This is a genomic window from Actinomadura rugatobispora (assembly GCF_042656285.1).
GTDB classification, from domain to species: Bacteria; Actinomycetota; Actinomycetes; order Streptosporangiales; family Streptosporangiaceae; genus Spirillospora; species Spirillospora rugatobispora.
Genome location: NZ_JBHSON010000018.1, coordinates 1 through 18,886 on the forward strand (window position 1 = coordinate 1; position 18,886 = coordinate 18,886).

The 18,886-nt window shown below is 72.0% G+C and carries 18 protein-coding genes and 1 riboswitch; of the genes, 6 read left to right on the forward strand and 12 right to left on the reverse strand.

From position 1 onward, the window contains the following. Both ACFPZN_RS14885 and ACFPZN_RS14890 read right to left on the reverse strand, forming a co-directional pair. A partial coding sequence (locus tag ACFPZN_RS14885; RefSeq protein ID WP_378282530.1) for a serine/threonine-protein kinase occupies positions 1-658 on the reverse strand: 658 nt, incomplete at its 3' end. A 263-nt stretch (positions 659-921) separates the two neighbouring features. Then, complete coding sequence (locus ACFPZN_RS14890; RefSeq protein ID WP_378282531.1) at positions 922-1,401, reverse strand: general stress protein; 480 nt, start codon at positions 1,399-1,401, stop codon at positions 922-924. 119 nt (positions 1,402-1,520) lie between these two features. Here ACFPZN_RS14890 and ACFPZN_RS14895 point away from each other — a divergent pair, with 119 nt between their 5' ends. Further along, positions 1,521-2,420, forward strand: a complete 900-nt coding sequence (locus ACFPZN_RS14895; RefSeq protein WP_378282532.1) for an Asp23/Gls24 family envelope stress response protein — start codon at positions 1,521-1,523, stop codon at positions 2,418-2,420. Between the two features lie 28 nt (positions 2,421-2,448). Continuing rightward, positions 2,449-2,620, forward strand: a riboswitch (cobalamin riboswitch). Positions 2,621-2,657: 37 nt separating this feature from the next. Continuing rightward, on the forward strand, positions 2,658-6,326 hold the full coding sequence (gene cobN / locus ACFPZN_RS14900; protein WP_378282533.1) for a cobaltochelatase subunit CobN: 3,669 nt from the start codon (positions 2,658-2,660) through the stop codon (positions 6,324-6,326). Between the two features lie 4 nt (positions 6,327-6,330). On the opposite strand, the gene ACFPZN_RS14905 is transcribed toward cobN, so the two are convergent. The 7 genes from ACFPZN_RS14905 to ACFPZN_RS14935 form a co-directional block, all read right to left on the reverse strand. Next, entirely contained in the window at positions 6,331-7,353 is a 1,023-nt protein-coding gene (locus ACFPZN_RS14905) for a cytidine deaminase (protein ID WP_378282534.1), read from the reverse strand. After that, positions 7,346-8,269, reverse strand: coding sequence for a radical SAM protein (locus ACFPZN_RS14910; protein WP_378282535.1), 924 nt, complete (start codon positions 8,267-8,269; stop codon positions 7,346-7,348). The genes ACFPZN_RS14905 and ACFPZN_RS14910 overlap by 8 nt, the downstream gene beginning before the upstream one ends. Next, the gene (locus ACFPZN_RS14915) at positions 8,266-9,336 is read right to left on the reverse strand and encodes an AIR synthase related protein (protein WP_378282536.1); all 1,071 of its coding nucleotides are present in this window, start codon (positions 9,334-9,336) and stop codon (positions 8,266-8,268) included. Before ACFPZN_RS14915 ends, ACFPZN_RS14910 begins: the two co-directional genes overlap by 4 nt. After that, the gene (locus ACFPZN_RS14920; protein ID WP_378282537.1) at positions 9,311-9,976 is read right to left on the reverse strand and encodes a GAF domain-containing protein; all 666 of its coding nucleotides are present in this window, start codon (positions 9,974-9,976) and stop codon (positions 9,311-9,313) included. The genes ACFPZN_RS14915 and ACFPZN_RS14920 overlap by 26 nt, the downstream gene beginning before the upstream one ends. A gap of 429 nt (positions 9,977-10,405) precedes the next feature. Further along, on the reverse strand, positions 10,406-11,317 hold the full coding sequence (locus tag ACFPZN_RS14925) for a CU044_5270 family protein (RefSeq protein ID WP_378282538.1): 912 nt from the start codon (positions 11,315-11,317) through the stop codon (positions 10,406-10,408). Further along, positions 11,310-11,882 carry an RNA polymerase sigma factor gene (locus ACFPZN_RS14930; protein WP_378282539.1) on the reverse strand — a complete coding sequence of 191 codons (573 nt, stop codon included), beginning with the start codon at positions 11,880-11,882 and terminating at the stop codon, positions 11,310-11,312. Before ACFPZN_RS14930 ends, ACFPZN_RS14925 begins: the two co-directional genes overlap by 8 nt. An 87-nt stretch (positions 11,883-11,969) precedes the next feature. Further along, entirely contained in the window at positions 11,970-12,803 is an 834-nt protein-coding gene (locus ACFPZN_RS14935; protein WP_378282540.1) for an alpha/beta fold hydrolase, read from the reverse strand. Between the two features lie 103 nt (positions 12,804-12,906). Here ACFPZN_RS14935 and ACFPZN_RS14940 point away from each other — a divergent pair, with 103 nt between their 5' ends. Together ACFPZN_RS14940 and ACFPZN_RS14945 are read left to right on the forward strand one after the other, a co-directional pair. After that, positions 12,907-13,689, forward strand: coding sequence for a phytanoyl-CoA dioxygenase family protein (locus ACFPZN_RS14940; RefSeq protein ID WP_378282541.1), 783 nt, complete (start codon positions 12,907-12,909; stop codon positions 13,687-13,689). Positions 13,690-13,902: 213 nt separating this feature from the next. Beyond that, positions 13,903-15,057 carry a methyltransferase domain-containing protein gene (locus tag ACFPZN_RS14945; protein WP_378282542.1) on the forward strand — a complete coding sequence of 385 codons (1,155 nt, stop codon included), beginning with the start codon at positions 13,903-13,905 and terminating at the stop codon, positions 15,055-15,057. Here ACFPZN_RS14945 and ACFPZN_RS14950 read toward each other — a convergent pair. After that, positions 15,054-16,070 carry a hypothetical protein gene (locus tag ACFPZN_RS14950; RefSeq protein WP_378282543.1) on the reverse strand — a complete coding sequence of 339 codons (1,017 nt, stop codon included), beginning with the start codon at positions 16,068-16,070 and terminating at the stop codon, positions 15,054-15,056. The genes ACFPZN_RS14945 and ACFPZN_RS14950 overlap by 4 nt on opposite strands. A gap of 181 nt (positions 16,071-16,251) precedes the next feature. On the opposite strand from ACFPZN_RS14950, the gene ACFPZN_RS14955 reads away from it, so the two are divergent. Then, positions 16,252-16,890, forward strand: coding sequence for a hypothetical protein (locus tag ACFPZN_RS14955; protein ID WP_378282544.1), 639 nt, complete (start codon positions 16,252-16,254; stop codon positions 16,888-16,890). Here the strand turns inward: ACFPZN_RS14955 and ACFPZN_RS14960 are convergent, their stop codons facing one another. Beyond that, the gene (locus tag ACFPZN_RS14960; protein WP_378282545.1) at positions 16,891-17,358 is read right to left on the reverse strand and encodes a hypothetical protein; all 468 of its coding nucleotides are present in this window, start codon (positions 17,356-17,358) and stop codon (positions 16,891-16,893) included. It abuts the gene before it with no gap. 118 nt (positions 17,359-17,476) lie between these two features. Between ACFPZN_RS14960 and ACFPZN_RS14965 the strand changes: the two genes are divergently transcribed. Further along, a complete protein-coding gene (locus ACFPZN_RS14965) occupies positions 17,477-18,451 on the forward strand; it encodes a hypothetical protein (protein WP_378282546.1) in 975 nt (324 codons plus the stop codon). A gap of 47 nt (positions 18,452-18,498) precedes the next feature. Here the strand turns inward: ACFPZN_RS14965 and ACFPZN_RS14970 are convergent, their stop codons facing one another. Next, the gene (locus ACFPZN_RS14970; RefSeq protein WP_378282547.1) at positions 18,499-18,849 is read right to left on the reverse strand and encodes a DUF1622 domain-containing protein; all 351 of its coding nucleotides are present in this window, start codon (positions 18,847-18,849) and stop codon (positions 18,499-18,501) included. Positions 18,850-18,886: the final 37 nt, after the last annotated feature.

Here is an 18,886-nt window from a genome sequence, read left to right on the forward strand (position 1 = left end):
CGTCGTCGCCGGTGAAGACGTGGCGGCCGGTCAGCAACTGGAACACGGTGGCGCCGAGGGCGTACAGGTCGGCGCGGTGGTCGACGGGCTGCCCCATGATCTGCTCGGGCGCCATGTAGGCCAAGGTGCCGATACTGGCATCGCCGGTCAGGCCGGTGGTGGCGCCGTGCAGCCGGGCGATACCGAAGTCGCAGACCTTCACCGTCCCGTCGCCACTGAGCATGAGGTTGGCGGGCTTGACGTCGCGGTGAACGATCCCGGCGGCGTGCGCGGCGGCCAGGCCCTCGGCGGCCTGCGCCCCGTACTCCAGCACATCCTCGATCGGCAGCCCGCCGGGATGGTCGCGCAGCAGGCTCTTCAGATCACGGCCGTGCAGGAACTCCAGCACCAGATAGGACAGCCCGTCATGCTCGCCGACGTCATGGACGACGGCGATGTTGCGGTGCGCCAGCCGCGCCGCCGCCCGCCCCTCCCGCTCGAACCGGGCCAGCGCCTGCTCCCGGAGGGAGCCGTGCATCAGATGCGGTTGCAGCACCTTGACCGCCACCGGCCGGTCCAGCCGGAGGTCCTCGCCTCGCCACACCTGGCCCATGGCGCCCTCACCCAGCAGCTCGGCCACCCGATACCGGTCCGCCACCACGGCACCCTCAACCAGCAACCCGCAACCTCCGGCCCACATCCGCTGGCAACGGCTCCAAACCGCCAAAGACCCGACCCCAACCTACGGCCCAGGAGCCCAAAAGCCACGACGAGCCGCAAAGTAGGCGGTCAACCGGTTCGAGCCGTGCGGAGAATCGGAACGGTGGTCAGCGGATGGGGACCCGGGAGCAAGCGGACAATCCAACGATCCTGCCCCGGAACCGCAATTCCCCAGGAATTCACAGGTCGGAGGGTGCTCGGCCGTCGTGGGATCGCGTCCGGTCAGTCTTCGCGCCAGGCGAGCTTGATGAGCATGTTCTTGGCGTCCTCGGCGACCTCGGCGTCGGCGACGACGTCGTAGCGGCCGGCGACGATCTGGCTGCGGGAGGTGAAGTCGCGGCGGCCGCCGGTGACGGCGTGGGCGATGAAGCCGAAGACCGCCCCGAAGACGGCGCCGAACAGGACGCCGCCGAGCAGCAGCCCGAACACGTCGCTGTGGTTGGCGGTGAACAGGGTGAGCAGGAGGCCGACCAGTAGGCCGAACCAGGCGCCGCTGCCCGCGCCGGCGAGGGCGGCGCGGCCCTTGGTGAGGCGGCCCAGGACGGTCTCGACCATCTTCAGGTCGGAGCCGATGATCGCCGTTCGTTCGACCGGGAACTTCTCGTCGGACAGGAAGTCGACCGCTCGCTGAGCGCCCTCGTACTTGCCGTAGGACCCGACGACCGGACGGTCGGTCGCGGGAGGGACCGCTTGGGTGGACATGCCGTCCCCCTACCCAGGGATTTCCCGGACGCACCTGTTCGGGCGGTCTTGTCCCTCCTTGATCGTCCAGGCGCGTAGCCTGCGGTCCAGGGCGGCGCGACATCGGGGAGTGACGGGCGTTGGACGCGCAGGAGTTGGAGTCGTACCGGCGGTTCGCCGGGGTCGCGGTGGGCGGGGTGCCGCTGCTGATCGCCTTGGTGGCGGGGTACGTCCCGGTGTGGCGGCGCGGGTTCGCCACCGAGCGGACCGATGAGGTGCGGGGCACCTGGTACGGCGGGATGGTCGGCTTGGCGGTCGTCCTGATCGCGGTGGGCCTGGCCGGGTTCATGCTGCATCTCCAGGCGACGGAGGGCGCCGCGCTCCTGGAGGAGCCGTTCTGGACCGGCCTGCGGGACGGGGCGATCATCGTCGGGGTCGTGCTCGGCGTGCTGATGATCATCCTGCTGTGGGTGCTGCGCAAGATCGTCATGGTGGTGCGAGGAAAGACCCCGTACAGCCCGTTCGAGAAGCTGGGCTCCGGGGAGCTGCGCGGGCGGTTCAAGGAGGAGCGAAACGCGTTGCGGGAGCGGCTGGAGGCCGGGGTTCCCGGCGGGCCCGCGCGGGAGCAGGCGGTCGCGTGCCTGGAGGCGGCCGACACGATCACGAAGGAGCTGGCACCCCGGGCGGTCGCGTACACGGGCGGTTGGCCGGATCATTTCGTGGCGGTCGTGCTGTGCCGGGTGGCGCGGATGGTGCTGGACACCGGCGTCCCCGTGGACGGGAACGTGCCGTTCTGCTGGCTGAACCCCCTGCACGGACCCGCGACCGCGGTGTACGGCCAGGAGGCCCGGCCCCGCCCGCTGTGCGGCGGCTGCCTGGAGGAACTGGGTGCGGACCCCCAGCGCGAGGTGCACCCATTGCATGTGCCGCACCGGGACGGCGGCTGGCAGCCCTACCTGCTCGGGGTGTACTTCGAGGAGCGGCGCGGCCTCGATCATGTGTTCCGGCGCGTCCGGGAGAAGCAGCGGGCCCGCGCCTAGGGGTGCTGACTTCGCATATGGGGCGCGGGCTACGATGGCGGGCGACGGCGGGTGAGGAATCCGGTGTGAATCCGGAGCTGTCCCGCAACTGTGACCGGGGAGTCCTCTCTCGCTCAGGGCCACGGCGGAGACGCTGGAAGGCCGGGGGAGGACGCCGATCCGGGAGCCAGGAGACTCCGTGCCGTCGCCGACCTCTTCACCGAGCCGGGGCGCGGAGACCCCGGGGGAGGCTTGCCGATGATGCGTGCCCTGCTGCTGTCCACGGCCGACACCGAACTTCTCGCCGCGCGGGCGGCGGACGCGGGATATGTGACCGCCAATCCGGTCCGGATCGGGCTCGACGAGCTCGCGGCCCTGGCCGAGGGCGCCGACGTCGCCGTCGTGCGGCTGCTGGGCGGGCGCAAGACCTGGCCGGAGGGCGTGGAGCGGCTGCGCGGGCTGGGCCTGCCGCTGGTGCTGCTGGGCGGGGAGGCCGATCCGGACGCCGAGCTGATGGCGCTGTCGACCGTCCCGGCCGGAGTGGCGGCGGAGGCGCTGGACTACCTGCGCGAGGGCGGTGTCACCAACCTGCGGGAACTGGCCCGTTTCCTCAGCGACACGGTGCTGCTGACGGGTGAGGGGTTCGCGCCGCCGGTTCCGATGCCATCGTACGGTTTGCACGGCGAGCCCAGGGTGGAGCCGGGCCGCCCGACGGTGGGGGTCGTCTTCTACCGGGCGCACGAGCTGTCGGGGAACACGGCCTTCGTGGACGTGCTGTGCGAGCGCATCGAGGCGCGGGGAGCCAACGCGCTGCCGGTCTTCTGCGGGTCGCTGCGGGGTGCGGAGGAGGGGTTGCTGGAGCTGCTGGGACGGGCGGACGCGCTGGTCGCGACCGTCCTGGCCGGGGGCGGCGCGGTCGCGGCGGACGCGTCGGCGGGCGGTGACGAGGACTCCTGGGACGCGGGCGCGCTGGCCGGGCTGGACGTGCCGGTCGTCCAGGGGCTGTGCCTGACCTCCAGCCGGGCGGTGTGGGAGGCGTCGGACGGGGCGCTGACGCCGATGGACGCGGCCATGCAGGTCGCGATTCCCGAGTTCGACGGCCGGTTGATCTCGGTGCCGTTCTCGTTCAAGGAGGAGGGCCCGGACGGCGTTCCCGTGTACGTGGCCGATCCGGGGCGGGCGGACCGGGTGGCGGGGATCGCGGTGCGGCACGCCCGGCTCCGGCACCGGCCGAACGGGGAGAAGCGGGTCGCGGTCGTCCTGTCGTCCTATCCGACCAAGCATTCGCGGGTCGGGAACGCGGTCGGGCTGGACACGCCCGTGTCCGCGGTCGGGCTGCTGCGGGAGATGGCCGCCGCCGGGTACGACCTGGGCGGCGACGACGAGCTGTGGCGCGACCCCGACGACGGCGACCCGCTGATCCACCGGCTGATCGCGGCCGGGGGCCACGACGTGGAGTGGCTCACCGAGGAGCAGTTGAGCCAGGCACCGTCGCGGGTCCGGCTTGAGGACTACCGGTCCTGGTTCGAGGCGCTGCCGGGGCCGCTGCGCGAGGGCGTCCGGGAGCACTGGGGCGAGCCGCCCGGCGAGCTGTACGTGGACGGCGAGGACATCGTGCTCGCCTCGCTGCGGTTCGGGAACGTGATCCTGATGATCCAGCCGCCGCGGGGCTTCGGCGAGAACCCGGTGGCGATCTACCACGACCCCGACCTGCCGCCGTCGCACCACTACCTGGCCGCCTACCGCTGGCTGGACGAGGAGTTCGGCGCGGACGCGGTCGTCCACCTGGGCAAGCACGGCACGCTGGAGTGGCTGCCCGGCAAGGGCCTCGGGCTGTCGGACGGCTGCGCCCCCGACGCCGTCCTCGGCGACCTGCCGCTGATCTACCCGTTCATCGTGAACGACCCCGGGGAGGGCACGCAGGCCAAGCGGCGCGGCCACGCCACCGTCGTCGACCACCTGGTGCCGCCGATGGCGCGCGCCGAGTCGTACGGCGACCTGGCCAAGCTGGAGCAGTTGCTGGACGAGTACGCCACCGTCGCCGACCTCGATCCGGGCAAGCTCCCGGCCGTCCGGGCGCAGATCTGGACGCTGGTGCAGGCCGCCCAGCTGCACCACGACCTGCACCAGGACGAGATGCCGGACGAGTCGCAGTTCGATGACTTCATCCTGCACATCGACGGGTACCTGTGCGAGATCAAGGACGTGCAGATCCGCGACGGCCTGCACATCCTGGGGCGGCGGCCGGTGGACGAGGCGCGCGTCAACCTGGTGCTGGCCGTGTTGCGGGCGGCGCAGGTGTGGGGCGGGGTCGCGGGCGCGATGCCGGGGCTGCGCGCGGTGCTGGCCGCCGAGTTCGGCTTGGACGAGAAGGCGCTGCTGGCCGACCCGGGCCGCCGGGTCGAGGCCGACCTGTCCGCGCTGACCGCCCTCGCCGACGGCCCCGCCCGCACCGCCTCCGACGCCGTCGACCTCCTGGAGCGGCTCGCGCGCACGCTGGTCGAGGGCATGGAGGCCGCGGGCTGGGACGTCGCGGGCGCCAAGACCGTCTGCGACGGCGTGTTCGGGCGGGAGATCCCGGACGTGGTGCGGCTGCTGGAGTTCGGCGCGGCGGAGGTGGTGCCGCGGCTGGACGCCACGTCCGGGGAGATCGGCGCGGTGCTGCACGCGCTCGACGGCGGGTACGTGCCCGCCGGGCCGTCCGGGTCCCCGACCCGGGGCCTGGTGAACGTGCTGCCGACCGGCCGGAACTTCTACTCGGTCGACCCGAAGGCGATCCCGTCCCGCAACTCGTGGGAGGTCGGCGTCGCCCTCGCCGACTCGCTGATCGCCCGGCACCTGGAGGACACCGGGGAGTATCCGTCCAGCGTCGGCCTGACCGTCTGGGGCACCTCCGCGATGCGGACGCAGGGCGACGACATCGCCGAGGTGCTGGCGCTGATCGGCTGCCGCCCGGTCTGGGACGACGCCTCGCGCCGGGTCACCGGGTTCGAGATCGTCCCGGCCGAGGAGCTGGGACGGCCACGGATCGATGTCACCGTCCGCATCTCCGGCTTCTTCCGCGACGCGTTCCCGCACGTCATCGCGCTGATCGACGACGCGATCACGGCCGTCGCCGATCTGGAGGAGCCGCCCGAGGCCAACCACCTGCGGCGGCACGCGGCCGAGGACCACGCCCGGCACGGCGACTGGCGGCGCGCGACGTCCCGGATCTTCGGGTCCAAGCCGGGCGCGTACGGCGCCGGGCTGCTGCCGCTGATCGACGCCCGCAACTGGCGCGACGACTCCGACCTGGCCGAGGTGTACGCGGTGTGGGGCGGCTACGCCTACGGCCGGGGCCTGGACGGGCGCGAGGCCCGCGCCGACATGGAGTCCTCGTTCCGCCGCATCGCGGTCGCGGCCAAGAACCAGGACACCCGCGAGCACGACATCGTCGACTCCGACGACTACTTCCAGTACCACGGCGGCATGGTCGCGATGGTCCGCTCCCTCACCGGGAAGAGCCCCGCCGCCTACGTCGGCGACTCGGCGTTGCCCGACCAGGTGAAGACCCGCACCCTCGCCGAGGAGACGCACCGCGTGTTCCGGGCGCGCGTGGTGAACCCGCGCTGGATCGCGGCGATGCGGCGGCACGGCTACAAGGGCGCGTTCGAACTCGCCGCCACCGTCGACTACCTGTTCGGGTACGACGCGACCGCCGGGGTCGTGGACGACTGGATGTACCAGAGCCTCGCCGAGGAGTACGTCTTCGACGACGAGACCCGGGAGTTCATGGAGCAGTCCAACCCGTGGGCGCTGCGCGGCATCACCGAACGCCTCCTCGAGGCCGCCGAGCGCCGCCTGTGGGCCGAGCCGGACCCGGACGTCCTGAACCGCCTCCGCGCCCAGTACCTGGAACTGGAGGGCGACCTCGAAGCAGAGGACTGACGGGTCACTCGTATACGTAGCCCATGGGCATGAGGTCGCGGGCGCTCACCGTGACCAGTTCGCCTTCCCACCAGAAGGTGACGTCCGCGTCCGGCGCGAGTTCGGCGATGAACTGGCGGCACGCTCCGCAGGGCGAGCAGGAGCGCCCGTCGGGACCGGCGACCACGATGGCGGTGATCTCGCGGCCGGCGGTGCTCGCGGATCCCCCGAGCACCGCCGCGGTCAACGCCGCCCTCTCCGCACATATCGTCAGGCCGAACGAGCCGTTCTCGACGCTGCAGCCATCGAAGATCCGCCCGTCGGCGGCGACGGCCACCGCGCCGACCGGGTACGAGGAGTACCGGCAGTACGACATCCCCCGGTTCCTCAGCGCCCGCTCGTAGTTCTCCCGGGGGCCGGACGGTGCCGACCGCGTCGCGTGCGTCTTCGTCAACACGGCGACCGCCGGGTCACCGCCGAGTTCGGTGAGCAGTTCGCGCATGCGGCGGTCGTGCTCGTGTGCGAACTCCTCCCGTTGCTCGATCGCCGCGTTGATCTGGTCGCCGTAAGGGGGTGCCGGCGTGGTGAGCGACACGCCGAGCGCCTGCAGCCCTGCCACCGTTTCGTGCAGCGTCCGGTCGCCTGCGGTCTCTCTGGGAAACTCCACCTCGAGGAACGTGCCCAGGCCGTCCAGGTCGTCCAGGGCCAGCTCGGCACCCTTGAACGTGGAGGCACTGCGCAGCCGCCGGATCAGCAGTCCCGGCCGCAGGCCCATCGCGGTGAGCAGGCGCACGGCCGAGCCGGGCGCGTCCACGGCGAGGCCGATCTCCTGCCAGCGACTGTCGGGCAGCTTCCTCTTGTGCTCGATCCGCGCCTTGTCGCCGCTGAGACGGAGCCGGACGATCCAGCCGTCCTTGTCCATGGACTGGGCGCCGTGCGGGCCGAAGGTGATGTCGGTGAGCCGGATCGGGCTGGAGAACTCGATGGCGCTCTTCAGCGCTTCGGTCTCGGGCGCATTCAGCCGGAAACGCCGCTCGGTCTCAATCACGTGCAGTGTTCTCCCTTCGTCTGAGAACGGCGACCCGCATGCCGGAACCGGCACAGGACGCGCCGGCCGCGTCCAGGGCGCGGCCCAGCTGCCGCCGTCGCTGCTCCCGGTCCGCGTAGATCGATCCGAAGTACTGGGTCCTGCTGTCCAGGCAGCCGTGGATGAGCCCGGCCGCCGTGATGCGGACCGAACGCCTCTCTTTCCGCCGGGCCGTGCAGACGACCGGGCACCAGGGCGTCTGGAGCCTGATCACGTGCGCACCGCGCTGAAAGAACCACTTGTGGTCTTCCTGCCGGACGCCGGTGTAGCCGAGGCCGGTCAGCACCTCGGCCAGCGGAGCCAGAACCCGGCGCTGCTGATCGGGGTCGGTCACCTGGCACGGGCAAAGGATCTTGAGGGTGCCCTTCAGTTCGCGCGCCAGTTCTACCAGAGGGACGAGCCTGGCGGGCGCGCGGCGCAGGGGCCAGTAGGAGTTCAACGCGAACTCGACGCCGGACTCCGCGAGGAGCCGGCAGCTGGCGATGACGGCCTGGAAACTGCCCCGGGTCAGGTTCGCGTAGTCCTCTGCCAGGGCGGCGGGCAGGTTGACGCTGACGCGGAAGGGACGGCGTCCGGCCAGGCGCCCCAACGCGCCGGGATCGTTGGCGTTGGTGATCAGTGTCGCGTCGGTCACGCCCTGGGCGTTGACGGCCGCCAGATACTCTCCCAGCCGGGGATGCAGCGTCGGTTCTCCCCCGGAGAACTTCACCCGCACCTCTCCCCACGCCCGCAGATCGCCGACGATCTGGGCGATCTGGTCGGGCGTGGCCGCCAGCAGGGCGTCCCGGCCCGGCTGCCCCTCGTTGTGGCAGAAGACGCAGGCCAGATCGCACCGCTCGGCGAGCAGCAGGCGCAGCTCGATCGCCGGGGCGTTCACAGCTTGGCGCTCCGCATGACGTCCAGCCAGTGCTCGGTGCGGTCCGACCACGCCCAGCGGCGGAACTTCTCGTCCGAGGCCGCCTCGATCAGCGCCCCCGCGTCGTCGTCGCCGTAACGAACCTCGGGAGGGCCCGGCCGCGCCCTGGCCACGACGACGAAGTCACCGCCGGCCCGGCGGGCCGCCGCGCGAGCCTGCTCGGCCCGTTCCGCGGGGACGGCGTACATGTTGTTCCACACGTAACCAGGGCTCATCGCGAAAGCGCGCGTGCGGATGCCCAGGTGCGCCGCGACCGGGGCGACCGCGGCCTCGTCCACGATCTCGTCCAGCGCGTCGGGGAGCACGGTGAAGCCGACGGAGTTCGCCGTGGCGAGAATCCGCAGCGACGCACCGAGACCATCGGACAGATCGAGCCCGGCGGTGACTCCGGAGGCCAGCAGCGCGGCCGTCTCCGCGACGGGGAGCATGATGTCGTCCTCGCTCGCCGCCAGCAGTGCGCGCACGCCTTCGCCGACCGGCAGCGCGAAGTGCTCGACGAGGTGATGCCCCCAGCGGCGGCCCCACCTCCTTCCTCCGGCGAGCGTCACCCCCACCAGGTCGCCGGGCACGACCGGCACACGGCGGATCACCCGGGACGCCTGTGCCGTCCCGAGCCCCACGCCCACGGCCGAGAACGCGTCGCCTTCCTTGGTGTCGCCGCCGACCAGGTGGCAGCCGTACTCCCGGCACACGGCCTCGACCGACTCCACCAGGTCGACGACCTCCGCCGGGTCCGTGTGCCGCTCCACCTGGACGGCCAGCAGCATCGCCAGCGGTGTGCCGCCGGTGCAGATGACGTCCGAGAGCGTCTGCGTGACCAGCAGCCTCGCGCGCACTCCCGGCGCCGCGTTCTGCGCGAGGCGGTCCACCGAAACGATCAGCCGCAGCGGATCGGAGCCGTCCCCGAGCGGCAGGATCGCCGCGTCGTCGCCGACCAGCCGCCCGGACGAGGAAGTGTTGAGAATGGCCGCTATCTGGGCATGCAGTGCATATTCCCCCAGTTCAGCGAGGGAGTCGGGCAATTCCATCCGAACTGTGCCCTCTCATGAAGTAGCCGACCATTTCGGCGACTGATCCGAGGATGTCCTGCACTTTGCGGTCTCCCAAGCCCGATTCGGCGAGCTTGTGATCAGTGTCGAAGTTCACCGTACCGAAGGCCTCGCCGTTCTCGGAGCACAGCGGAAAGGCCAGAACCGATGCGACGCTGGGCCATATTCCCGCGATTTCGGCACCGTCCGGGCCGCGGGTTCTGGTGGCGTCGTCCAGATCGCCCGCGGACATCGCCTTGGTGGTCACGGCCCGTCCGGCGATTCCGAAATCGATCGGGACCTCCAGCGTCAACTCCGGATCCGTCCGGATGAACGCGCCGCAGACCGTGTATCGCTTGGTCCTGCTCTCGTCGACGATGGTCACCAGGCTGCGGTAGGTGACCCAGGGGCGCTGGGCGGCCAGCAGCGCCACCACGTCCCTCAGCAGGACCTCGCACAGCTCCTCGCCCTCGCGCCGTCCGTGCCGCGCGGTGAGCCGGGACCGCAGGGCGGCCGAGATGATCTGCAGGATGATGAGGACCAGGCCGATGGCGATCAGGACGTTGGCCCAGCCCAGGTCGACGGCGTGCCGGAGAAGTGACGAGGCCGACGCCTGCGGCGGTGCCCCCGCGGTCAGCATGCCCGTATAGATGGAGAGTACGGTCGCGGCACCGGCCGAGGCGCTTACCGAGATCCAGCCTTCATTTCGCGCGACCAGGCCGGGACGGCCACTCCGACCAGGCAAGATCGGTATCCCTCCGACCGCTGTCAGATCATGGTGTCATTATCTTAACAGCGTCAGTCGTGATCGAGCGGCCTTTCGGAGGCAGGGTTCGGACGTCGCTCCGTCCAGTCGAAGCGTGATGTCGAGGCGGTGACGCCGCGGTCGGCCATATGGGCGATCATGGTTGGACGGAGCGCCCGCCTGAGGCGGCGGGGGCGGGTGCGGGTGGCGCGTTCAGAGGGAATAGATCCACGGTCGCCGACTTGGCGCGCTCCAATTCTGGCAGGGGGTTTTCGCTCTGCCCGTTTACCTTGTTTCATTCACTATTAGAACGCACGGCCTCTTCTACCGGGGGAGGCGGTCGGTCCAGTGGGCGGTGACCGTGGCGGTGCCTCCCTGCCCGATGTGCATCTCGGCCCCGTCGGCCGTCATCAGGAAGCTGGTGCCGCTCACCTGGCCCGTCGCCATGTTCACCACCAGCCGCACCTGGTCGCCGTGCAGGGGGAGCAGCACGCCGCGCCCGCCGTCCGTCTCGCCGAGGTCTTCCACGCCGGGGGATTTCGCGATCGCCCGGAGCGCGGCGGCGCGGACTTTCGGCGGTGCGGGCAGCTGCGAGACCAGCGAGACCAGCGCCAGCAGCGTCTCCTGCTCCAGCCGGTCGGCGGGACGCCGGCCCGCGCTGTCCCGGGCGTCGCTGTTGCGGACGATGTCGGTGACCGCCGCCCTCAGCCCGGAGGGGCTCGTCGGCAGCCGCTCGATCCGCGCGACACTCAGGTCCTGCCCGGCCAGGACGAACGACGCCGGGAGCGGGGACTTCATCAGCCTGCCCTGCGTCTTGTCCCCGCGCATCCATTCCTGGCCGTCGCGCCGGGCCCACGTCTCGTAGCCGAAGGTGTCGGTCGTCATCTTGACGTACCAGTACGTCCCGGAACCGGCCGGTGCCCGCTCGGCCGCCGTGGCGGCCACGAGCAGGACCTGCCGCCCGGACGCCTGGCCCGACGGCGGCGGGCCGTCGACCGGGAGGGGCGTCGGCGCCGGGCCCGAGGAGACCGCGATCGCCGCCGCCGTGCCCGCCGCCGCCAGCGCGAGCCCGGCCGACGCGGGCCAGACCAGCTTTGGCCGCCTCCACGGCGGTCGCCGCACCGCCGAGGCGCGCGCCGTCCTGTCCTCCAGGCGCCGGCGGCTGCGCTCGACCGTGCCAGGGGACGGCTCCGGCGGGGCCAGCACGGCGGCGATCGTCCGCAGGTCGTCATCCATTGATTGCCTCCTGGTCGAGAACGTCGTGAAGCTTCGCGCGGGCCCGGCTGAGCCGGGAGCCGACGGTCCCCGGCGAGATGCCCAGCGCCTGGGCGACCTCCTCGTAGCCGAGCTGGCCCAGGGCCACCAGCAGCAGGACGTCGCGTTCGCCCTGGGTGAGCCCGGCCAGCGCCCTCGCCAGCGACGGCCGCAGGCGCCCCGCGGCGACCGAGGCGACGATCCGGCTCTCGGGCCCTTCGGCGGCGGGCTCGGGACCCAGCCGCGCCAGCGCCCGGTAGTGGCGGGCCTCCTTGCGCCGGTGCCGCGCCACCAGGTTGGTGGCGATGCCGAACAACCAGGGCCGCAGCCCGCCGCGCTCGGCGTCGAAGCGGTCCCGCTGGTCGAAGGCCAGGAGGAACGTCTCGGCGGCGATGTCCTCGGCCGCCTGCTCGTCCAGCCGCCCGGCCACGTACCGGTAGATGTCGCGGAAGTACCGGTCGTGGACGGTGGTGAACTCCTGCGGGTCCCGGCGGAAGCGGCCGGCCAGCTCGGCGTCCGCCGCCCGCTCGCCCACCCCTGCGGTCACGTACCGATCCCGGTCATGCGGAACCTCCCGGTGAGTGTTCGACTGTCACTCACACTTCGCCGCACGCCCGGTTCTTCTTCCCGTCCCTCAGGCGTCCAGGAAGGTGATCAGGGCGGCCGTGAGCTCGGCGGGGGCGTCCTCCTGGATGAGATGGCCGGCCCCGGCCATGGTGCGCAGGCGCGCGCCGGGGATGCGCGAGGCCAGTTCACGGCCCCGGTCCACGGGAACCCAGGTGTCGTCCTCGCCCCAGCACACCAGCACGGGAACGCCGATGGTCGCGTAGTTCTCCTGCATCGACCCGGTGTAGCGCTGGTCGTCCAGGCGCGCGGTGATCTGCCGGTAGAACGACGACTGGCCGCCGTCGGCGAGCCAGGGCGCGACCAGCGCCTCCAGCGTGGACGGGTGCAGGCCGGGGCTGCTGGCGGAGCTCACGTACTCGCGCACCAAGGCGCCGTGCACCGCGGGCGGGAGCCGCTCGAACACCGCGGCGTGCTCGCCCACCAGGGAGAAGAACGGGCTTCCCCAGGGCGCCAGGGAGACGGCGTCGACCAGGGCGAGCCGCCGGTACGGGACGCCGTGCAGCAGATGCGCGCCCAGCGCGACCGCGCCGCCGGAGTCGTGCGCCACCACCAGCGGCTCCGACAGCCCCCAGTGGTCGAGGAGCTCGGTGAACACCCGGCCCAGGGCGGCCAGCGAGATGTCCTGGCCGGGGGACTGCTCCGACGCGCCGTAGCCCGGCATGTCCCACACGTACACGGCGTGGTGAGGGGCGAGCGAGCGCGCGATGCCGCGCCAGATGTAGGACGAGAACGGAGTGCCGTGCAGCAGCACGACGGGTTCGCCCTCCGGCTCGCCGAGACGGTCCCAGCGGACCGTCCCCGATGTGCTGCGGTACGTCCTGCCCAGATTCCATTCCGGCACGACCGCCCTCTCCTCTCCTTGACGTTCATTGGTTCCCGGCATACCCAGCCGCGGGAAAGAAAAGGGTTGGTGGTGAGGGCGGCCCGCCCGCCATCCTGTGATCATGTTCGACGACGCGCAGGTGAACGCCTTCATCGAGGACGGCTTCGTCCGGATCGGAGACGCCTTCCCCCGGCGGCTCGCGGACGAATGCCGCGCGATCATCTGGCGGGACCTCGGCGCCGACCCCGCCGATCCGGCGACCTGGCCGCGGCCGGTGGCCGCACGCCCGGACCACGCGCAGCCGCCGTTCGCGGCCGCGGCCAACACCCCGCGCCTGCACGCCGCGTTCGACGCCCTCGTGGGCGAGGGACGCTGGACGCCGCGCACGAGCCTGGGCGGCTTCGTGATCCGCTTCCCCGGCGACGAACCGGCCGCCGTCGACGGCTGGCACGTCGACGTCAGCTTCCCCGGCCCCGGCTCCGACCCGCACGACTACATGACCTGGCGCGCGAACGCCGCGTCCAGGGACCGCGCGCTGCTGATGTTCTTCCTGCTCTCGGACGTGGGCGAGCACGACGCGCCCACCCGCCTGCGCGTCGGCTCCCACCTGGACGTGGCGCGCGTCCTCGAACCCGAGGGCGAGGACGGCCTGGACGCCCGGGAACTGGCCCGGCGCGCCGAGGCCGCCACCGCGCACCGTCCGACGGCGTACGCCACGGGCCGTGCCGGAGACGTCTACCTGTGCCACCCGTTCCTGGTGCACGCAGGCCAACCGCATCTGGGACGGGAGCCGCGCTTCCTGGGCCAGCCGAAACTCGCCCCGTCCGAGCCGATCCGGCCCGACCGCGCGGAGGGGGCCCGCTCACCCGTCGAAACCGCGATCAGGCGCGCCCTCGGACGGTGACCGCGGCCCTGCTCGGGGGCGGGGCCGGCCCACTGGGCGGCCGTCCAGGCCATGGTCCGGGCGGACGGCGACGTGGAAACCGTGCGTCTCGTCCCTTTCCCGGCGCGGTGGCCACACACGGTTAGAATGGAGTTGCGAATCGTAGCGGTGAGCTCCAATACCGCTGGACAAGAAGGACGATGACAACAGCGGCGGCGGTGGTAAGAGGGGCGCATGAACTCAGTTGCCGGGGATGTGGACGTGCGGATCGCGGCGCTTGCGGATCGCCTTTCCGCGGCCGGTGACCTGACCCGTCCCGAATGGCGGCGGGCGATACACCAGGCGCCTCGTCACCTCTTCGCCCCTGACCGGGCGTGGTGCGTCGCGGACGGGCCGGGGGAGGGGCACGCCATCGATCGGGCCGCCGACCCCGACACGTGGTGGGACGGGGTGTACGCCGACGCGGCCGTCATCACGCAGGTGCGCGACGGCGACGGCGACCCCGCCACAGGCCAGGGGCCCTGGACGTCGTCGCTGTCGGCGCCCGGACCCGTCGCGGCTTTCCTGGAACTGCTGGCTCCCCGCGACCACGACCGCGTCCTGGAGATCGGCACCGGCACGGGCTGGACGGCGGCGCTGCTGACGGCCCGGCTCGGCCCCGGACGCGTCACGTCCGTCGAGGTGGACGAGGAGGTCGCGAAGCAGGCGGCGGCCAATCTGGCGGCGGCCGGGTTCGTCCCCGCCCTGGTGACGGGGGACGGCGCGGAGGGCGCACCCGAGGGAGCCCCGTACGACCGTGTCCACGTGACCTGCGGCGTGACGACCGTGCCCTACGCCTGGGTCGAGCAGACCCGGCCCGGCGGCGTCCTGGTTCTTCCCTGGATGCCCGAGTTCGCCGGGGGCCACAAGACGCGCCTGACGGTGACCGGCGACGGCCGCGCGGTCGGGGGCTTCCACGGTTCGGTGTCGTACATGATGCTGCGCGCGCAGCGCGGGCGGGGAGTGCCCGCGCCGGGCGACGGTACGGAGTCGGGTACCAGGCTCGACCCGCGTACCGTCACCGGCGACTCCGACGGCGCCGATGTCGCGATCGCCGGGATGCTGCCCGACGTGCTCGGCGTCGAGCGGACCACGGTGGACGGCCGCTACGCCCTGGTCCTGGCCGACACGGCGGGCACGTCGACGGCCACCTGCGAGCACCGGCCGGGCGCCCGCGAACACCTCGTCCGCCAGAGCGGCGACCGCCGGTTGTGGGACGAGGTCGCCGCCGCCTACCTGCGCTGGGTGAGCTGGGGGAGCCCGGGACGCGAGCGGTTCGGCCTCACCGTCGGGCCGGAGGGCCAGCAGGTATGGCGCGACGACCCGGCGAACGTGCTGACCGCTGCTTAGCGGTCGCAGACGCGGCGTACGAGCGGGGACGCGCCGGTCGGGCACGCCGCCTTCGCGAGCCGTGCCGTCGTGGTGCGGTTCGAGGCCGCGGGGAGCTCGGTGATCGTCCCGTCCGGCCCCCAGCGGAGCGCGCGGTACTGCTCGCCCACCTTCGCGTGGCCCACGACGGCACCGGAGTCGTTGATGCCGGCCGCCTCGCTCCGGGCGGCTCCGGGCAGTGTGCCGAGGTCGGTGATCGTCCCGTTCGCGTCCCAGCGCACCGCCCGCGTCGTGCCGTCGGACGCCTGGGACACGCCGACCGCGACGCCGGCGCCGTTGACGTCCAGCGCACGGCTTTCGACATGCCCCGGGAGTGCGCCGAGGACGGTCACGCCTCCGCCCGGCGACCAGCGCACCGCCCGGTCGGCGCCGGACACCGTGACCTGGCCGACGACGGTGCCGGAGTCGTTGATCTCGTTCGCCACGGCCTCGGTCTGTCCCGGGACGAGAGCGAGGGCGGTCACGCGCCCGTCAGGCGCCCAGCGCACCGCCTGCCAGGCACCACTGGAGTTGGACGCCGTTCCGGCCACGGCACCGGATTCGTTGACGCCGGCCGCCCCGGCCGCGTCCCCGCCCGGCAGGCCGGGCAGGACGGTGGGCCTGCCGTCGGTGCCCCAGCGCACCGCGTCGTCGCCCGCCCAGCCGACCGCTTCCCCGGCCGAGTCGACGTCCAGCGCGCTGCTGAGACCGGTGACGTTCGCGGCGTCGAGATCGGTGATCGTCCCGTTCGCGCCCCACCGGACCGCGTGGGCGACGGCGCCCGTGGCGGCGATCCCGACGGTGACGCCGGCGTCATTGACGCTGTGCGCCAAGGCCGTGCGGGGGCCCGCGAAGTCGGGCAGGACGGTGATCTGCCCGCCGGTCTCCCAGCGCGCCGCGCGGGACGTCTGGCCGGCGATCACACCGCTGTCGCTGATCCCGTACGCGATCGCGTAGGTCTCGGCCCGCGACGCGGCGCCGGCGGTGGCGGTCATGCCACCGACCAGGGCGGCCGTCCCCAGGGCCGCGCATGCGGATCGCAGGCTCCTGCTCGCTACGGTTGCCAGTGCCCTCTCCCTCCGTGCGGTATGACGGGTTCGCTGGGCTGATCTTTCAGCACCGGAGATGACCGCAGCAGGGCGGCCGTCGGACACTTACCGGGCATCTGAAGGAGCCATGACCGCGTCGCCCGAACTCGCGCCCGCGACCGAGATACGCGCGTATCTCATCGACGAGATGAACCTGGCCCTGCGCCGTCCCGGAATGTACGGCGGCGAGGTGGCCCTCGAGCTGTTGCTGGGCCACCTGCTGTTCGTGGAACGCGACCGGGACGACTTGACCGAATGCCATCGCGCATGGGAGAAGCGCGGAATCTGGACGAGCACGGGCGTGACGGGGGCGTTCTGGTGGCTGCTGCCCAAGCCTCACGACCATGACATGGCGTCGGTGTACGCCGAGTACGCGCGTGCCCGCGGCTGGCTCAAGCCCGATCGGGTCCTGAGCGCGCAGGAGTACGCCGCCTTGCGTGCCGCGGCCCGCCCGTGGGCGGAGCGCGACCGCGTGTGGACGGACGTGACCGCCGAGTTCGGGCCGCCGTCCGTGCGCCTGGGAGGCGGCAATCCGCGCTACGGCAAGGTGCTCGGCTACCTGACCGAGGACCCGGACGCCCCGGTCGTGTTCTTCCACCTGTGGAACGGCCCCGAACGCGAGGAGGAGGCCGTCCTCCTCGCCGTGCGCTTCGGAGACGGCCCGTTCGGCGAGACCTTCACCTTCACTCCCGAAGGCCACCGCCGGAAGCCTCGGCGACAAGGGTGATCAGGTCTTGGGGGGCGAGGTGCCCAGGAGGGTCGCCAGGGCGCCCGCGTACGATCCGCCGTCGTGCGGCAGGACGCGTGCCAGTTCGGTGAAGAAGGCCGAGCCGGCTTCGCGGAGGGCCGCCACCAGTTCATCCTCCGCGGCCGAGGCGGCCCGGTGCACGTTCGTGCCGGTCAGGGTCACCAGCACCCGGTTCCTGCCCTGCCGCTCGAAGGACAGCTTGAGCGCCTGGTCGGGGAAACCGGTGGACGCCTCGCCCGTCGCCTGAAGGTCGGCCGCCATCGTGCAGATGTAGGCCCAGAGCTGGTCGATGTAGTCCCACATGGCCACATCGATGATCCGGACGCCGTTGACGGTCATCTCGAGGGCGCCGTCGATGTAGCGCTCATCGCGGAGGGTCTCGGACGCGGCACCGATCTCGACGAGGCGCCCGTCGCGGGTCTGGAGATAGGACTTGATCTCGATCATCTCGCCCCCGTCGCTCGGCACCGATTGTCGCAGGCCGCGGTGCTTCGTCCACTGTCGGCCAGGCGGTCGTGCCGCCACGCGGGAACATCAGCGGTAGCGGCGATGGGGAGTGCGAGGGATGGCCGAGACGGGTGAGGAGAAGCGGGCGAGCGGGCCCGTTTCCTGGACGGTCGTGCTGGTCCGGGACGGCATCGCGATCTGGTGCGCCGCACAGATCCTGCGCGATGTCCGGCTGGAGGGCCCGGCCGGACGCCAGGCCGCGGCGGTCCTGGTCGTTCTTCTGCTGTCCAGGCTGCTGGGGTGGCTGGCCTTGCAAGGCGTGCGCCAACTCCAGGACAGGCGGTTGTGGCGTCAACGCTGGATCCGGAGTCATCCAGGCACCACCGTGTCCGCGTTCTTCGTCGGATCCCTGTCCCTGGCGGTCGTGCTCGAACCGTTCGCGTGGTGGGCGGCGGACGCGGTGTGCCGGGCCCTGGACCTGCCCTTGCACATGTCGGGTCTCTGGGTGTTCGTCGCGGCTCCCCTGGTGAAGTCCGTCATCGGGTTCCTGCTGCGATCGGCGGCCGACCTGAGAAAGCCGGGCGAGCTGGGGAAACCGATCCGTTTCGCCGCGTGCCTGGGCGTCCTGTGGCTTCTGGTGGCCGTCCTGGACGGTGTGCGTCTCGCCGCCGGGCAGTGGTGGCGGACGCTGCTCACCACGGTCGTGCTGGCCGCGCTGTTCAACGTCGTCAACCTGCGGATCTCGATGTCCAGCACCTTCCCGTGGGCCCACACCCGGCGCCGCCTGCGCAGGGGGATGCTGATACTGGCCGTGTACTCCCTGGTCGCCAACGCGCTGGTGCTGTGGCCGGTGTCGTGGTTCAGCACGGCGCTGCGCCCGTCCCTGGAGGTCGCGGGCACCGGCACGTTCCTGCTCGGCGGACTGATCGCCACGGTGGTGATGTGGGCGGCCAACCTGCCGTTCTTCCTCGCCGGGCTGCGGGCGCGCGGACTGAGCATGTCCGGTGGCGGGACGGCGACCGGGTATCCCATCAGGCTTCACGTTTCCCGCTTCGGCTACATCTGGGAGAGCCCGCCCCCTTCCCCGTCCTAGGCCGTGGCCGCCAGGCATCCCCGGCTGTGCCGTACCGCTGGGTGCCCTTACTTGCCCGAGGGTTGGCTCTTCTGCCAGGGCCACCGCCCGGTGATCTCCAGTTCGAGCGAGAAGCTGAGGAAGGTGCGGATGGCCACGATCAGCGCGAGCACGCCGACATTCGTGAAGGTGGGTGAGACCGCGACGGTCCGGATGATGTCTCCGGCGACGAGGAACTCCAGCCCGAGCAGGATCGATCGCCCGAGACGACGGCGGTAGGCGTCGTAAACGTCCACCTGGCGCTGGGCGAGCCCGCGAGCCGCGGACAAGGTGGCGGCGAGCACTCCCACGACGATCGTCGCCACGCCGACCGCGTCGATGCCGTTGCCCGCCAGGTCCACGACGTGTTGGAACTCCACCACTCCTCCTCCGTCGCCTGCCCGGCGTTACCGCGAT

What these genes read in the sequence shown, in the direction of transcription:
- ACFPZN_RS14965 (WP_378282546.1), top strand. Translation starts at nt 17,477, where the DNA reads ATGGCCGAGACGGGTGAGGAGAAGCGGGCGAGCGGGCCCGTTTCCTGG.
- ACFPZN_RS14950 (WP_378282543.1), bottom strand. Translation starts at nt 16,070, where the DNA reads ATGACCGCCACCGCCGGCGCCGCGTCGCGGGCCGAGACCTACGCGATC.
- cobN (WP_378282533.1), top strand. Translation starts at nt 2,658, where the DNA reads ATGATGCGTGCCCTGCTGCTGTCCACGGCCGACACCGAACTTCTCGCC.
- ACFPZN_RS14920 (WP_378282537.1), bottom strand. Translation starts at nt 9,976, where the DNA reads ATGCTGACCGCGGGGGCACCGCCGCAGGCGTCGGCCTCGTCACTTCTC.
- ACFPZN_RS14955 (WP_378282544.1), top strand. Translation starts at nt 16,252, where the DNA reads ATGACCGCGTCGCCCGAACTCGCGCCCGCGACCGAGATACGCGCGTAT.
- ACFPZN_RS14940 (WP_378282541.1), top strand. Translation starts at nt 12,907, where the DNA reads ATGTTCGACGACGCGCAGGTGAACGCCTTCATCGAGGACGGCTTCGTC.
- ACFPZN_RS14915 (WP_378282536.1), bottom strand. Translation starts at nt 9,336, where the DNA reads ATGGAATTGCCCGACTCCCTCGCTGAACTGGGGGAATATGCACTGCAT.
- ACFPZN_RS14925 (WP_378282538.1), bottom strand. Translation starts at nt 11,317, where the DNA reads ATGGATGACGACCTGCGGACGATCGCCGCCGTGCTGGCCCCGCCGGAG.
- ACFPZN_RS14945 (WP_378282542.1), top strand. Translation starts at nt 13,903, where the DNA reads ATGAACTCAGTTGCCGGGGATGTGGACGTGCGGATCGCGGCGCTTGCG.
- ACFPZN_RS14890 (WP_378282531.1), bottom strand. Translation starts at nt 1,401, where the DNA reads ATGTCCACCCAAGCGGTCCCTCCCGCGACCGACCGTCCGGTCGTCGGG.
- ACFPZN_RS14960 (WP_378282545.1), bottom strand. Translation starts at nt 17,358, where the DNA reads ATGATCGAGATCAAGTCCTATCTCCAGACCCGCGACGGGCGCCTCGTC.